Raw genomic sequence first — 15,813 nt, forward strand, 5'->3', positions numbered from 1 at the left:
GAGGGGCTTTCCTAACACAATGCCCCCTTCGGAGGGGGCTTCATCATACCTCCTGCTATGCAGGAGGTCGGTGATTAAAAGTTGCTACTATATGAAAACTACCAAAAAAGCGTTCATGGTATCAAATGATATCAATTCAAATTTTGATAAAGTTTTAAAGATAGCAAAATCACACTGGAAAACTGAAAGGGCTGACTACTGTCCATTCATCAATGCTTTACATGGCTTGAAAAATCTGTGGACTTTTCCCTATAATCTAATTTTTTTTCAAAAACAACCGGCCACAATATATAGTACCCATATTTTTTTTATATCCTTACGCAACAGTCAATTTTATTGGAGAAAAAAATCATTAATCAAAATCCTAATTTAAAAAGCTTTATTCATCGGATGTCTTGTTGTAGCGTTTGAAATTGTGGATGTGGAGTTTCAATTCAAAAAAACAGGGAGCCGGTGAAGGCTCCCTGAACCGGAAGATATTATGAAAGTGAAAGGGATTTTCTTTTCATAATATCAATTCAATATTTGCAGATTTTTTTAAACAATTCAAGTGAAAACAACAATTAATAGAGTAATGATGTGTATAAGTTTGAATCTGATTCTTCGGTGTTTTTTTGTTTGGGAAGGTCTTCGATCTCATAGAGATAATTTTTGTTCAAACTCCGGAAAAGAATTTCAGGATCTGCTAATTATATTAGTAAGTGTAATCTGGAAAAATTGTCAGTGTCAATGTCCCGGGTTATATATTTGAATGGGAAGTTCTATTCTGGGAATACATAAGATGCCAGATGTAGTGGTTCCCAAATTTCATCCGGACTGAGCCCTATTAATAAGAACTGAACCGCTTCGCGGAAGTGTGCGTCCCAACTGCTAAAATTCAATCAACATTTTCTTTTTTTCAAAATAAATCTACAATACTTCCTGCGGCTTAATCATCGGCCGGTTTCATTAATTTTTATCAAGGAGGTATTACAATGGGCCATGATCTTAGAACCCAATTTGTCAATCACATGATTCTTCATCGGCTTTCACCCTACACCATAAAAAATTATTTGGCTGCGGTTAAGAGGCTTGCAAAATTTCACAACAAATCTCCGGATCTGATTAATAACGAACAGATCCAGGAATATCTGCTCCATCTTTTTCAAGAATGCAAATTATCCTGGGGAAGTTGCAATGTTCATTTGTCTGGGCTTTCTTATTTTTATAAAAATATTCTGCAATGGGATGAGACTAATTTTAAATTACCCCCAAGACCAAGAATCAAAAAGATTCCAAATATTTTGAGTATTGAAGAAGTGAAAAAATTGTTTGAATCTACAGCCAACCTTAAACACAGAACCTTACTTAAAACGGTATACAGTGCAGGCCTTAGAATCAGTGAGGTTGTAAGACTTGAACCCAGACATATTGAAAGTGACCCTTCAAGAATGATGATCAGGATAGAACAAGGCAAAGGCAAAAAAGATCGTTATACAGTCTTATCCAGTCATTTGCTTGATGAACTCAGAGTATATTGGCAAAAATATAAACCCGGCAAATGGATTTTCCCCGGTTATGATAAAGAAAAACACATTGGCTATTCAGGGGCCAGCTCAGCTTATGACATCGCAAAAAAAAAGCCTGCATAAAAAGAGGGCGAGGGATACACACTCTCAGGCATAGCTTTGCAACTCACCTCCTTACCCAGGGAACAGATCTTTACACCATCAAACGACTCCTTGGGCATTCTTCCATAAAAACCACCCTCATTTATCTTCACCTGGTACAAGAAAGAGTAACAGAACTTAAAAGCCCTCTTGACTGTATGTATGGGGATCAGGAGGGGAAAGAATGAAAAACAAACATGAAGTTGGAGATATTTTTCGTCTTTACGGCAAGGAATACCAGAAACAAACGAATCTGCCTTACAAAAAACTTAAGGTCATGCACAAGATTAAGATTTGCCGTACTGCTCAACTTGGGGGTCATGTTGAACAGTGTGACCATTGCAGTTTTGAACGAATTGCCTATAACTCCTGCAGGGACAGGCACTGCCCCAAATGCCAGACCATGGTGAAAGAAAAATGGCTCAATGATCGAAAGGCAGATTTGCTGCCCTGCAATTATTTTCATATGGTCTTTACCATACCCCATGAGCTTAATCCCATCAGATTGCTTAATCCAAAAATCATGTTGAGTTATCTTTTTGCTGCTGTCAGTCAGACATTGCAGGTGTTTGCACGTGATCCGCAGTGGAAGGTCCAAGGGCAACTTGGGTTTATTAGTGTTCTTCACACCTGGTCGCAAAAGCTTACAGATCATTTTCATATTCATTGCCTTGTTGCAGGAGGCGCTCTCTCCTTTGATAAAAACCGATGGAATCCTTCAAAAAAATCGTTTCTGTTCAGGGCGCAGTCTCTGTCAAAAGAGTTCAAGAAACGATATCTTGGGCTTTTAAAAAAAGCATATTTGAATAATGAACTGTCTTTAGAAGGCAAAATGGCAAAATATAAGTCTAAGCAGGAATTCACAAGTTTTGTTCAGTCACTTTTTATGGTGAAATGGAACACCTATGCCAAACGTCCTTTTGCCGGTCCTGAACAGGTGCTTGAGTATCTTGGTCGATATACACATCGGGTGGCCATATCAAACAACCGGATCAAATCCATTGATAATGGCCAGGTATGTTTTGAATACAGGGACAGGGCTGACAATAATACATCCAAAACAATGACAGTATCTGCTCATGAGTTTATCCGCAGGTTCCTGCTTCATGTGCTCCCGCATAATTTTATGAAAATTCGGTATTTTGGATTTTTATCACACAGGAATAAAAAGCAAGCGATCAAGCTTATCCGAAAGCTGATTGATCCTGATGCCAAAATACCTCAGAAAACAGAAGAGACATATCTTGAGATGATGCACAGATTGACCGGCCATGATCTTTTATGTTGCCCCAAGTGCAAAGAAGGGAAAATGACGATCATTAAAAAATTACCAAATCAGTTTTTAAATTCTTCCTGATAACGATTTTAATGGGAGTGCAAGACAGCAAGGATCGTCACATTAGCGATACCGGATAGTTATGTCTAAAACAAAAAATGGGATACAATCAAATGAAATATATACATTTTGAGATGGGTATTTTTTACATAAAAGAATGGAAATATCACTTTTTCCAAAATAAAAGTTTGTTGTTAAAAAATAATTTTGGATTAATGAATCAAAAGCAAATTATATAATCCCCATAGCCCCACCTAAATAATTCAGTTCACACATTTTATCAATCATTGAAAAATGTTATTGCTATTTTGAAATCTTAGGCAATGATAGATAAAACGCTCTTCTATAAACCAAGCTTTTCAGGGAGGGAAAAATCCTGAACACTATCCCTGTAAGTCCGCACTTAGAAAGGCCATGCGGGCGGAGGGTTTACAATGTTCTCTCATGAGATAAAAAAGTTCATGAAAGCTGTTTTCTTGCCCGCAGTTTGGCGTTGATCAAGTCGTTATGGCTTAAGCGAAGAAGGTTTGCAAGTTTGTGGGCAAAGTGGTCCTCATGCGCTTCAAGGTGATCGTCCAGTAAAATGATGCGCCAGACAGATTCCATCAGGTCGATCTTTTGCTTTTCGGAAAAATTTTCGTTAATAAAGCGAGTATAACGAAAAAGGTCCACATACTCTCTGTGTTCTTTATCACTGTCAGAGAGCAGGGTATCAATTTCCTGCCTGGATATCCCAAAATTTGTCACAAGTGTTGCAACAAGATGCTCTTTTTCTTCCCCACTGCACTCACCATCTGCATAGGCTGCCTCAAGCAGCAGTACTGTCAACGCCAAATGGGCGTTTAGAATATCCTGGTCTCTGGTCTCTGCTTTACCATTGTCACTGCCAATAATTTTTTTTATTAAATCAAACATCTTTCTGTGATATCCTTTTTTTATCCTGAACACAGCCAGGGTGTGATTGACAAGTTTTTTTCTGCCGGTATAAGGCCATAGAAACAACGGGTACCAAGGCTTCATGATATTGTTTTCAGATTTTCCAGCAAGGGTTTATACACGGTTATAGCATTATGGACAAACCCTGAGGAAAAAAGTGCATCAACATTTTCAAAAGGGTCATTGTTTTCAACACAAATAGATACATACCTGTTTTCTTTTTCCCCGGTTTGATAATACCCGCCATACCAGCTGGTCATCGATTTATTCATGGCCTTATAAATCAAATCCCTGCCAGGCTCTGACAGGTCGGGCTCTGACAGGTCAAGTTCAAGATTTTCCTTTGCTATGGCTTGAACAAATTGCCAGGATGTTTCGCAGAAAAAATAAAAAGGCTGCTCTCCCCCTTTCTCATAAATTTGAGTCAACTCCTTGAAATATTTGAGTGCATCTGCTCCCAAAGCAGGGAATGAACAGGTTAGCACAGGCTTTTTTCCTTTAGGATCCCGCCCGATAAGAATGGTTTTTTTGGGATACCCGGAAGGAACACTGATATTTAAAAACAAATGCCTGATCCAGCCTGAAAGCAGTCTTGCGCTATTGAGCTTTCCATAAGTCACGAAATATACCCCGTCCTCCCTGATGTCGGAGAAATTTGCAGAAACTATCAAGCCGTCTATATTTACTTCTCTTACAACAGGGGGTAATTGTTTTTTGTTTGCAATGGTCTTGGCAGCATTGATTACAGGGCTTGCAATGTTTGCCATTTTTTCATATTCAAATTTGCCTTTCTCTCCAAAGGGAAGGCTGCCCATGGCTTTGATAATTGTATAAAAATCTCTTTCCTCCAGAGAGTTAGAGTTTTTTTCAACCAGGAAACTTCCCAGGGTATATTGATCCAGCCCGGATATGGAGAAGACTTCCCTGTCATAGGTCTTTTCTTCCATGTCAGGCAGTTTTATGCTCAATTCTTCTTTCATGTAACTTTGAACAGGATTTTTGAAAAAACGAATCATTTCATCAAGATCAAGGTTTGACGGCGGGTCTTTTGATTCTTTTCCTGCCGAGGCTTGAATAAATACAGACTTTTCAGGCCTGTCCTTTTCAGGCCTGATTGGGGAAAGCGCCTTTGCAATATTGCAATTGTCCTTTGAAAAAGATAAAAATTCATTATTTTGATTGAAATATTCTTCATTAAAGGGATGGAGCGGATGGAAAAAATGATGGCCGACCCCTTCTTGAAAAATAAAACTTTGATCCATGGTGTCCAAAAGCTCGCTTACGACCCCTGCACAGGGAATCTTTGAGTTATCCTGTATGCTCATCCCCGTATAGGTGATAATAAACTTTGACCTTACTGACAACAGAGTCTCAAGAAACAGGTACCTGTCCTCATCCCTCTCTGATTTATCACCGGCCCTTGGGTATTTTTTTATCAGGTTGAATCCCGGGCTGAAGGCCTGCCGGGGAAAGGATTTTTCATCCATCCCCATCAGAACGACAATCTTGAAGGGAATGCTGCGCATGGGCATGACATTGCAAAATGTGATGTTCCCTGCCAGAAAATTTCCCTGGGAAATATTGAATTCAAGCTTCTGCTCAATGACCGAAAAAATCATATCAAATGTGACTGTTTCATCAAATCCTGCCTTTTCAGCATCTTCTTTGAGCTGATCTATGGTCTGGATCAGAAAAGTAAGGTCTTCCCCATTTTTAAAATTTCGATCCATTAGGAAAACAGATATTTTCTTCAACGCCTCACACCATCTCTCAATTGTTTTTTGACCGGTAAGGGTTTCAAGACATGAAAACAGGGTATGACAAAAGGCTGCTAATTTGCCCAACACCTCAAGATCAAGCCCTTCAAAAGACTGACATGGCAGGATATCCTGTACCGGCACATCTTGATTTTCCGGCATGGCCATGCCCATAAAAAGCCGCTGCAATCCGAACTGCCAGGTGTTTTCTTCAAAGGGCGGCAACCCCAAGGTTTCTCTATGCCCGGCATCCCTGCCCCAGAAAATTTTGGCATCCTCAACCATTTTTTCGATCATGCTGATCTCGTCAAATGTGATGTTAAACTTTTTAGCAATGGATTCAGACAATAAAAGATCGAGCACATAACTTTGCTCAAGCCTGGAGTCCTTAAGTGCCAATATCTTTAAGAAAGCATCCAGCGGCTCTGATTCAGATCTTTTCCTGCGGTCACTGATGGAGAATGGCAAAGGCGTTTCCAAAGAAAAAACAGATTCGATAAATGGCGCATATGCTTCAATATCCGGCATCATCACAATGATGTCATGGGGGGCAAGATCAGGGTCTTTTTCAAACTCGTTTAACAAAAGATCTTTTAACACCTGGGCTTCCCTCATAGGAGAATGACAGGCATGAACACAAATGGATGTGTCAGATGCAGCAATGGTGACAGGAGCGTCCCGGCATCCTTCTTTTCGATGGATAAGATTTAATATATCTGACTGGAGAACTGCAAGCATGGTATTGAATTCACCTGATTCCTTTGGGGGGTCGGCAAACAGATCATCAAACGGTTCATGGTAATTAAACGCTTCAAGGCAGGAGTGAAACCCTTTTCCCGAAATTCCCAGAGACGACAGCAGCGGATTTGTCATTTCATAGTATAATAGCTCGGGGTCTGTCGATGTGTCTTCCCTTAAGGCCATTCTTCCTATCTGTCTTTCTGATTTGATATCAAAAAAGAACTGGTTGGACGGAGTAAGGAGGAACAGGTTTATATCCATTATTTCAGACACCTTTTCAAACACCTGTAAAAACAGTTCGGGCAGTGCTGATATGCCAAAAAGTGACATCCGTGGCGGAAGATTATCTGTGCTGATAGTTTTTGAAGAAAACTTTTCCAGGAAGAGACGGGCCTTAAAGGATATGTGATTTTGGGGGTCTTTTGATACAACCTGATTCCAGAGTTTTGCCTGCCATCGGACAACAGGATCTTTGAAGGTTTCATGGGATTGATATTTTTGCCAGTCAATGAGCATGTGAGGCCGGTAAACCTGGTAATCGTCAAACACTTTTGCAATCTTCATGGAGAGCTGACAAAGCTTTTTACCTGTTTCATCTTCCTTAATATAGTTTTCAACACTTGATGACTCTTTTTGCGACCTGTTCTCATTAAGCAGCTTCATGACGGACCAGAAAAGAAAATCTTCATTCAAACTATCCTGCTGATCTTCCAGAGGTTTGAAACTTGTGAGAATTTGATCCACCATCTGCCTTGGAAAAAGAAAATGCATATTTGCACAGACACCAAAGTTTTGAGCCATCTGAATTGCGATCCACTGTTTCATCCCCCTGGACTGGATACCGATCCATTCAGGCATCATTGGATTATCCGGCACATGGCTTAAAACAGATGCCAGCGCATCCATCAGGTTTTCCATTTTATTGCTTTTAAAGATATTAAACAAAACATAATCCTTATTTTCACAGGTTTTGTCACACTATCAAACCCTGCGACAGCAATCAAACGCATTTATTTTCTACTTGGGTTCATCCGGCAGGATAATTTTAAAACCGGTCTCTTTTCCTTTTATGGACGTCACATGAATTGATCCGCCATGCTGGTTGATAATAGAGTTAGAAATATAAAGCCCGAATCCGGTTCCTTTCGTACTTTTTGAAGAAAAAAACAGGTTGAATATTTTTTCTTTTGTTTGACTGTCCATGCCACAGCCATTGTCTTGGATCAAAATCTCCAATTGATCTTTTTGTCTTGAAATTTCAAATATAATTTCATGATCTTTCTTTTGGGTATCCGCCAGGCAAGCGTCAATGGCATTATCCAGGATATTGATCAGGGCCGCCAGCATAAATTCTTTATCAAAATACATGGTTTGAGGAAAATTAATTTTAGTACATATAAAAACAATTTTTGTTCCTTTTAATTTTAACTCAATTATTTCTTTAATCTGTTCAATAAAGATTTTTGTATCAATAGCGGTCCTATTCAGTTTTCTTTCCTTGGAATACAATAAAATATCCAAGATCATCTTCTTTATCCGGTCAACTGCCTGCTCAAGCAAGTCAAAGCCTTCTTCAATTGTTTCATCATCTTTGCTTTTCACCCCGGATCGTGCCACATAAATACCACCGTCAAGACTGGTTAAAAGCCCTTTGATATTGTGTGAAATGGTTCCGATCATCAGTCCTAAGGATGACAGATGGTCTGCCAGTTTTGATTTTTCAAGAATGAGCAGTTCAAGTTTTTGAGTGTATTCCAAAAGCTTTTGTTGTGCCACGATTTTTTCAATCGCTTTTTCAATGGCAATTTCAAGAATATCCACATTAACGGGCTTGGTGATAAAATCCATGGCCTCATATTTGAGACTTCGAATGGTCAAATGCATATCCCCGTGCCCTGTGATCATCAAAACTTCTGTTGCCGGGCTTTCGCGTTTAATCTGTCTTAATAATTCAATACCGTCCATAACCGGCATTTTAATATCAGTAATCACAATATCCGGTCTTTTCAATTTGAACAGTTCAAAGGCCTTTTTACCATTTTCAGCAAGAAATACGGTATATCCGATATCTTTTAATGCAATCTCAAGAACGTCCCGGATATCTTCTTCATCATCGACAATTAATATGGATATTTGGTCTTTATTAATCATAACCCCTCAATATATATGATTTTCATACACCAGATCGTCTTCATGCGCATCAAGCACAGGAAAGGATAAAATAAAGACAGCCCCCCCCTGCTCTGATCTTTCTATCTGGACCAAACCTGCGCACTCTTTGATAATGCCATAGCTGATAGACAGCCCGAGACCAGTCCCTTTTCCAACCTCCTTGGTGGTAAAAAAAGGTTCGAACAGCTTATCCGCAGCCTCTTTTTGAATCCCTGTGCCCGTATCATGTATCTCAATGATGACCCTATCATCGGTCAAGCGTGTGAGAATGGTGATCCTGTCATTATCATCCGGTCTTGTGCCCTCTTTTTCCCATTTTTCCTCTATGGCATCTTTTGCATTAATGACAAGATTGATAAACACCTGCTCAAGCCTGTCAGGATCGGCCAGTATTTCCGGCAATGCCTCATTTTTATCCCAGATAACATCAATGCCATGAATTTTAAGTTGCTGGTTAAACATTTCAAATGTCCTTTGAAGCACATCATTTATACGTATCCGGGCAAGGTTGACTTCTGACTTCCTTGCAAACTGACGCATATGATGGATGATTTTTTCAGCGCGATCCACATTATTGTCAATCTTTGAAATAAGTTTATTAAAAATCTCTTTCTCTATTTTTTCATTTTTCCTCATCTTCTTTATACAAAAACTGCTGGATGATTTAATAACTGATAAAGGCTGGTTCAATTCATGGGCAATACCGGTTGACATTTCACCCAGGGTAGCCATTTTGCTTGCATGCATTAGATGCTGCTCCGTTTCAAGACGTTTGGTAATATCATTAATGGTTACAAGAAGTACTTTTCTGTCCGAATATTTGGATGGCGACACCCACATATCAACATAGATGAACCGGTTATTTTTAACAAGATGCTTCACCTTGTTAACCTCCTGGCCGGATTTCATTTTCTTGATCAGTTCTTTTTTTTCCGCTTCGATAAAAAAGTCGGAAAATAATTTCTTTAATAAATTCCCTTTGTAATAGCCATATACTTCAACCGCTTTGATATTGCAGTCACGGATTTCAAATGTTTGAAGATCCACAACAAACACTGGATTGGAAATATTATTAAATATGGCATGGTATTTTTCCTCTGATCGTTGAAGTTCTTTTTCAAGCCGACGTCTTAGGGTGATATCAATACTCATCTCCATGGCTGCAACGATGTTTCCCTCAGCGTCCTTCACAGGGGATGTGATAAACATCCAGTGATTTTTTCCACCGTTCTTACCCGTCCCTTCTGCTTCGCCATAATGGGATTTTCCATCCACAAAGGTTTTTTCAACCGGGCAATCCGTACATTTTTCTTCCAGTCCCTTATAGGCAAGATAACAATGAGATCCGGGCTTTGGATCAAATCTCTCTTTAAATACCCTGTTCCATGCTTTCAACCTGTACTCTTTGTCCTGAACTGTAATCATGCAGGGCACAGTTTCAAAGAGAGACTGGTATTCGTTTCTCTGTTTTTTCAGTTCTGCCTGGTCAAGTCCGATCTGGGTGCCCATTGTTTTTATGGCTTTGCCAAGAAGCCCGATTTCATAATCCTTTCCAACATCAATCTTCTCATTGTAATGACCTTCTGCAATCCTCCTGGTACCATCAACCAGTTTGCTAATCGGTTTTTTTACAAATTGTAAACTGAAAAAAAAGATGATCATCGATGTGATCAAAATGGTGAAAAAAGCAAATTTTATCATCCCTCTTTTAATGTTCAATATCTGACGGTCTGCCTGCTCGAGGGAGACGACCACATCAAGGGTGCCCAGTATCTTTTGATGCTCAGGATGGAAATGGCACTTAGTGGCACAGCCGGACTCGTTGCAGATGGGCTGGACAATCCCTAAAAACCTGTTGCCTTTTTCTGATTCAAAAAACCGGGTTCTTTTTTGAATACCGATGCGAGCCGGCGGCGGGTCCTGCTGATGACAGATGTCACAGGCCACTTCCTTGATATCAACATTTTTATCAATCTCTTCTTTCTGGTTGGTAAATTTTATCTGACCTTCTTTATTATATATCCTGATATTCTCTATTCCCGGCTGGGTGGCAATATTATTTATTATCTGTGTAATTTCATCCCTTGAGTTCAGCATCATGGCATAATGGGTGCTAAGCTTGATAGAGCTTGTCAGCCTGTCCGTGCTGGCAATGACATTATTCATGATCTGGGTCTTGATATTATTGATATTAAAATAAGCCCAGGCAGATATGGAGAGAATAACTGTCAACCCGACAGAAACAATCAGCTTTGAAACAAGGCTGTGTTTTAGATATTTTATAAAATTACTCATACCCTCGCTTTTATCAATCTCCCTGGATTTGACAGATTTAAATCCAGACGGACATCATTTTGGGTCTTTCCCATGGCAAGTCCTAAAAATTGTGGAAGGAACAGAACCGGAATTTCAAGATCAATCCCTTCTTTATGAGATATCTTTTTCTGGCTGCTTTCAAGGTTCATCTGGCACATGGGACATACGGTCAAAATGGCATCAGCCCCTTTTGCAGATTTTAAAATTCTTCCCACAAGCACCATGCCTGCTTCCGGTTTTGTGCTGGTATTGGATGCGCCACAACACTGAGCGCCCATATCCCATTCAAATGACTGTGCCCCTGTTGCTCGTATCAATTCATCCATGGAATGAGGATCTTCGGGATCATCAAAAATGGTAAAAGGTCTTAAACACTGGCATCCATAATACGGTGCAACGGTAAGACCCGACAATTTATTTTGAGAAGTTTCTTTAATTGTCTCGATATCGATATCATTTGACAGAACATCCAGAAGGTGCCTTACTATCACATCCCCTTTTAAAACAAGATCTTCCTGGGCAAGTACACTATTAATTTTTCTCAGCAGATCCTTGTCATTTTTAATAGCCTCTTCGACCTTTTTAAGATTCAGGTAACAGGCACTGCAGGGCACAAGGATCTGGTTTGAACTGTTCATTTTTTCGGCAAGGGCAAGATTTCTTGCCGGGAGCACATAGGACAACAGATGACTCTGGGACTCGGCTGCGGTGGCACCACAGCAGGTCCAATCCTCAATCTCCGAAAGTTGAACATCCACAGCTTCCATTAATACTTTTGTGGAAATATCATATTCAGCAGAGGTTCCTTCCAAAGAACAGCCCGGATAATATAAGTATTTCATCTCATTCCTCCAGTTCCGCCACTTTTTTAAACAATGCAGTTAACTTACCTTTGCGGCCAAAGGAAAATTCAGGCCGAATCTTTCCTTTGGCAAGCAGCTTAATTCCTAAGGATGCATAGGCAAATGGAATCACAGGATTTTTCATTGAAATAAAATAATTGGTCATAAATTCCATCTCCTTGACCCTGCCATGGTTTTTAACACTGTTTAAAAAGGCTTCGTAAAAAAGCGAAGATCGTCGAAACTGTTTTAATCTCAATTTTGATGCCACCTGCTTTAACTGACTCATGGCATTTGTTAATTCAAGCCCCCTTGGACATCTTAAGGTGCAGTAATAGCAGGATGAACACATAATAAAAGATTTACTTGAAAAAAGTTGGTCTACATGATCTGTCATCAGCAACCGCCACATATGTCTGGGAGTAATGTCCATAAATTCAATATTCGGGCAGGAAGCCGTACAGGTACCGCATTGAATGCATGTCTGTATCATCGTCTTGATCGTCTCGGTCTGTTCCAAATAACCTTTATTATTTGCCTGGCCCATCACCTTTCCCCTTTATATTTTTTCATTCTCAACAATCATTTGAAAATATCACGACACTGCCATATCAATTGAATCAAGCATCAGCCGCATGTCAAGCCCCTCTAAAACAGCAGAACCGCTTGGACAGACAGCTGCACACACTCCACATCCCTGACAGGCCGCAGGATCGATCACAATTCTTTCCTCTATACTGTCAACAAAACGGGCACCATAGGGACAGGTATCAACACACATTTCACACATACTGCAAGTCGCTGTACGAGTATCTGCAACAATTTTTCCAGAGACCAGCCGTTCATGGGAAAGAATTCGTATGGCCCTGATTGCTGCAGCCTCGGCTGTTACCACAGCCTCTTCAATGGTACATGGTTTTAATGATAATCCACAGGAAAAGACCCTGTAGTTCATACTGTCAACAGGTCGAAATTTTGAATCTGCTTCCTTGAAAAAATGGAATGTATCCAAGGATGCTCCATATTGATCAGCCAGTGCCTTTGGAAGATCCGGCAGAATTCCAGTGGCATGAATAACGTAATCAGCCTCGATCTCAACCGGCATATCAAGTAAAAGATCACGGGTTTTGACAAGCACCTTGTCTTCCTGCATTTGGGTCAAAGGTTTGTCTGCAGAATCGTATTGGAAAAAAATCACTCCGCTATTTTTTGCATTGGTATAATATTGTTCATAAAACCCATAACTCATCATGTCCCTGTAAAGAATATAAACCTGGATATCAGGATTCTTTTCTTTAAGAAAAAGTGCATTTTTCAAGGCCCTGATGCAACAGACCCTGGAACAGTAGTTACGTTTTTCATCTCTTGTTCCTGAGCACTGGATCATCACAACGGTTTCCAATTTTTCCGGATCAATCTTTTGGTCTTGAACACCCATCTCAAATTCTTTCTGGGTCAGCTCTTTTTGCTGCGGATCATCCGCATCCACCTCAAGTGGTGCCTGGCCTCCCCCTGTGGCCAGGATAGTTACCCCGTGAAGAATTGTTTCGCCCGGATCCTTTGGTTCATCCTCTTTTTTTAAAAGAGTGGAAAATTCTCCCGGATGCTGTCCTGTGCTTTCAGTCTTTGTCTTTTTGTGGATCGTAACCTGGTTATGGAATTCAAGTTCTTTTACTTTTTCATCCAGATACGCCTGAATATCCAGGCCGTCAACGGTTTTGTCCATCCACAACAGATTGCCGCCAATGGTATCATCTTTTTCAACCAGATCTACATGATATCCACAGTCTGCAATTGACAGGGCTGCCGTGATGCCGGCAATACCGCCTCCAATGACCAAGGCATTCTGATTTGATTCAAGTCGTTCTTTAGGCACGGGATTTTTAAACCTGGCCTTTGATATCAGGATTTTCAACTCTCGTTCAATCCGCTGGGTCATTTCGGGGATTTGTGAATCCGGGTATTGCTTTAAAATTGAAATAATGTCCAGAGTTTCCACAAGGCTTGAATGAAGCCCTGATTCCTTTCCAAGTTCCTTAATCCTCTGTTTGTAAATACAGGGCAGACATGCTCCCAGAACAAGCCGGTTGGGATTTGTTTTTTGAATCATGTCAACTAAGGTTTTCTTTCCTTCATCCGTACAGAGTTTATCCATTATTTCAACGGATTTATTTTCCGGAATTCTGTTCAAATCCAATTTCAAACTCTCAACATCAAGCGTTTGAGTAAGATCGCTGCCGCAAGAGCACAACACCGTTAAAATTTTTGGATTTTCCCTTGCCAACACCGCCAAACCATTCAGATCAGTTTCATCCATATCTATTGCATGTGCATCAATTGTCTTCTTACCCGCCTCATGCATGATTTTACAGGCCCCAAGGGCTGCTGCTGAAGCACAGGTAACAGATTCGCTGATATCTTTGAGCCCTGAAAGAGATCCGCCGGATAAAATCCCTTTCCTTGAAGTTTTGATCATTGAAAAAGGAGTAGTTTCAATAAATCCCCATGGGTTGATGATCATATCATTTTTTAATGCAAGCTCTGTCATTTGTTTGGCCGGTCTCTGACCCGTCGCCAGCACCACCAAATCAAAATCATCCTCATGGATATTTCCCTGCATATCCACATACCTTGCCAAAAGACTGCCGTCATCTTTTTTAAGATCTTCATCAAGTGAATGAATCCTTGCCCTGACAAATCTGATCTGATTTTCTTCCCGGGCTTTTAGTCTATAGTCATCAAAAGATTTGCCAATAGTTCTCATATCCATATAAAAAAGCGTGGTCTCAAGGTCCTGGCCAAACTTTTCTTTGGCAAGAATAGCCTCTTTTATGGAAATCATGCAGCAGACACTGGAACAAAATCCGGCACCTGTTTGGACATCGCGAGATCCCACGCATTGAAACCAGGCAATTTTTCTTACAGGTTTACCGGTTTTCGGATGAATTAATTTTCCTTTACCAGGCCCTGTACCACTGATGAGTCGTTCAAACTCCATTCCGGTGACAACCCCTGGCAGAACACCGTAACCATAAGGATTCTTACCTAAGTTCGGTTTGAAAAACTCTGTACCCCCGGCGAGAATCAGGGCATCCACCTGTTCAACCCTTGCTTCGGCAATTTCAAACTCATGATAGACCTTCAGCGTCATGGAAATCAGCACATCCGGATCAAAGGGTTTGGTCAAATAATCAAGTGCGCCCTGCTTCATGGCTTCCACAGCCGAGTCAACGGCTGCATAAGCCGTCATCATGATGACACAAAGATCATCATTTTTTTCTTTTGCCTTTGCCAGCAACTCGACACCATCCATACCCGGCATCTTGATATCTGTCAGCATCATATTAAACGGCCTGTCATCCATCAATTCAAGGGCTTTTTGCCCTGAATCCGCTGCTGTTACGGAAAATCCCTCTTCCTTGAGCCATTCTTTCATGGAATCCCGGACAATTTTTTCATCGTCCACCACCAGGATCTTAAATTTTTCCCTGTTCTGATCTATGAATTTAATGGCCCCTGTGGGGCATATTTTTTCACACTCTCCGCACCGTGTACATGCGGTATAATCAATGGTGTAAGTATTGGAAAAAGACTGGGGGCTTGGAAGATAAACTGCCTTTCTTTTTGTCAGCCCTTCATTGAAAGGATCATCAACAAAAACAGGACAAATACGTTCACATTCACCGCACCCCGTGCATAAAGACGGATCAATCAACGAGGGATTTTGTTTAAGGGTTACTTTTAAATCACCCGGTTCCCCCTCAACAGACATTAATTGTGTTGACAAAAGAATCTCAATATTTTTATGGAAAAGCCCTTTTCTCAGGCAATGCTGGGAGGACTGATCCCTGTCAAACATGGGCAGCATCCTGCAATACCCGCATTTGGATGTGGGAAACTGGTTATCAAGCTGACATAAAAGACCACCGATGTGATCTGATTGATCGATGAGCAGAACCTTGTATCCTGTTTCAGCCAGATCCAGTGCAGATCTGATACCGCTTAACCCGGCCCCGGCAACTAATGTTTTACCAATTGCCATATTCATTTTACCTCCAGAAAAA

General features: G+C 40.5%; 10 protein-coding genes. 3 read left to right on the forward strand and 7 right to left on the reverse strand.

All coding sequences use genetic code 11. From position 1 onward, the window contains the following. The first annotated feature begins 974 nt into the window (after positions 1 to 974). From QAI40_RS08440 to QAI40_RS08450, 3 genes are read left to right on the forward strand one after another with little or no spacing between them, the layout of a single operon-like run. A complete protein-coding gene (locus QAI40_RS08440) occupies positions 975 to 1,631 on the forward strand; it encodes a tyrosine-type recombinase/integrase (protein WP_299978621.1) in 657 nt (218 codons plus the stop codon). Positions 1,632 to 1,645: 14 nt separating this feature from the next. Next, positions 1,646 to 1,837 (forward strand): tyrosine-type recombinase/integrase, encoded by a 192-nt coding sequence (locus QAI40_RS08445; protein WP_299978765.1) that lies wholly within the window; start codon positions 1,646 to 1,648, stop codon positions 1,835 to 1,837. Further along, the gene (locus QAI40_RS08450; RefSeq protein WP_299978623.1) at positions 1,834 to 3,006 is read left to right on the forward strand and encodes an IS91 family transposase; all 1,173 of its coding nucleotides are present in this window, start codon (positions 1,834 to 1,836) and stop codon (positions 3,004 to 3,006) included. Before QAI40_RS08445 ends, QAI40_RS08450 begins: the two co-directional genes overlap by 4 nt. A gap of 438 nt (positions 3,007 to 3,444) precedes the next feature. Here the strand turns inward: QAI40_RS08450 and QAI40_RS08455 are convergent, their stop codons facing one another. The 7 genes from QAI40_RS08455 to QAI40_RS08485 all read right to left on the reverse strand — a co-directional run bounded on the left by QAI40_RS08455 (position 3,445) and on the right by QAI40_RS08485 (position 15,797). Next, complete coding sequence (locus tag QAI40_RS08455) at positions 3,445 to 4,005, reverse strand: tellurite resistance TerB family protein (RefSeq protein ID WP_299978626.1); 561 nt, start codon at positions 4,003 to 4,005, stop codon at positions 3,445 to 3,447. Further along, positions 4,002 to 7,364, reverse strand: a complete 3,363-nt coding sequence (gene recC / locus QAI40_RS08460; protein WP_299978629.1) for an exodeoxyribonuclease V subunit gamma — start codon at positions 7,362 to 7,364, stop codon at positions 4,002 to 4,004. Before recC ends, QAI40_RS08455 begins: the two co-directional genes overlap by 4 nt. A 72-nt stretch (positions 7,365 to 7,436) precedes the next feature. Then, positions 7,437 to 8,570, reverse strand: a complete 1,134-nt coding sequence (locus QAI40_RS08465) for a hybrid sensor histidine kinase/response regulator (protein WP_299978632.1) — start codon at positions 8,568 to 8,570, stop codon at positions 7,437 to 7,439. Between the two features lie 6 nt (positions 8,571 to 8,576). Continuing rightward, the gene (locus QAI40_RS08470; protein ID WP_299978634.1) at positions 8,577 to 10,886 is read right to left on the reverse strand and encodes an ATP-binding protein; all 2,310 of its coding nucleotides are present in this window, start codon (positions 10,884 to 10,886) and stop codon (positions 8,577 to 8,579) included. Further along, complete coding sequence (locus QAI40_RS08475) at positions 10,883 to 11,749, reverse strand: CoB--CoM heterodisulfide reductase iron-sulfur subunit B family protein (protein ID WP_299978637.1); 867 nt, start codon at positions 11,747 to 11,749, stop codon at positions 10,883 to 10,885. The genes QAI40_RS08470 and QAI40_RS08475 overlap by 4 nt, the downstream gene beginning before the upstream one ends. A gap of 1 nt (position 11,750) precedes the next feature. Then, complete coding sequence (locus QAI40_RS08480; protein WP_299978640.1) at positions 11,751 to 12,296, reverse strand: 4Fe-4S dicluster domain-containing protein; 546 nt, start codon at positions 12,294 to 12,296, stop codon at positions 11,751 to 11,753. Between the two features lie 48 nt (positions 12,297 to 12,344). Further along, positions 12,345 to 15,797 carry a response regulator gene (locus QAI40_RS08485; protein ID WP_304511553.1) on the reverse strand — a complete coding sequence of 1,151 codons (3,453 nt, stop codon included), beginning with the start codon at positions 15,795 to 15,797 and terminating at the stop codon, positions 12,345 to 12,347. Between the last annotated feature and the right edge of the window lie 16 nt (positions 15,798 to 15,813).

The sequence above is a fragment of the Desulfobacula sp. genome (assembly GCF_030611305.1).
Lineage (GTDB): Bacteria > Desulfobacterota > Desulfobacteria > Desulfobacterales > Desulfobacteraceae > Desulfobacula.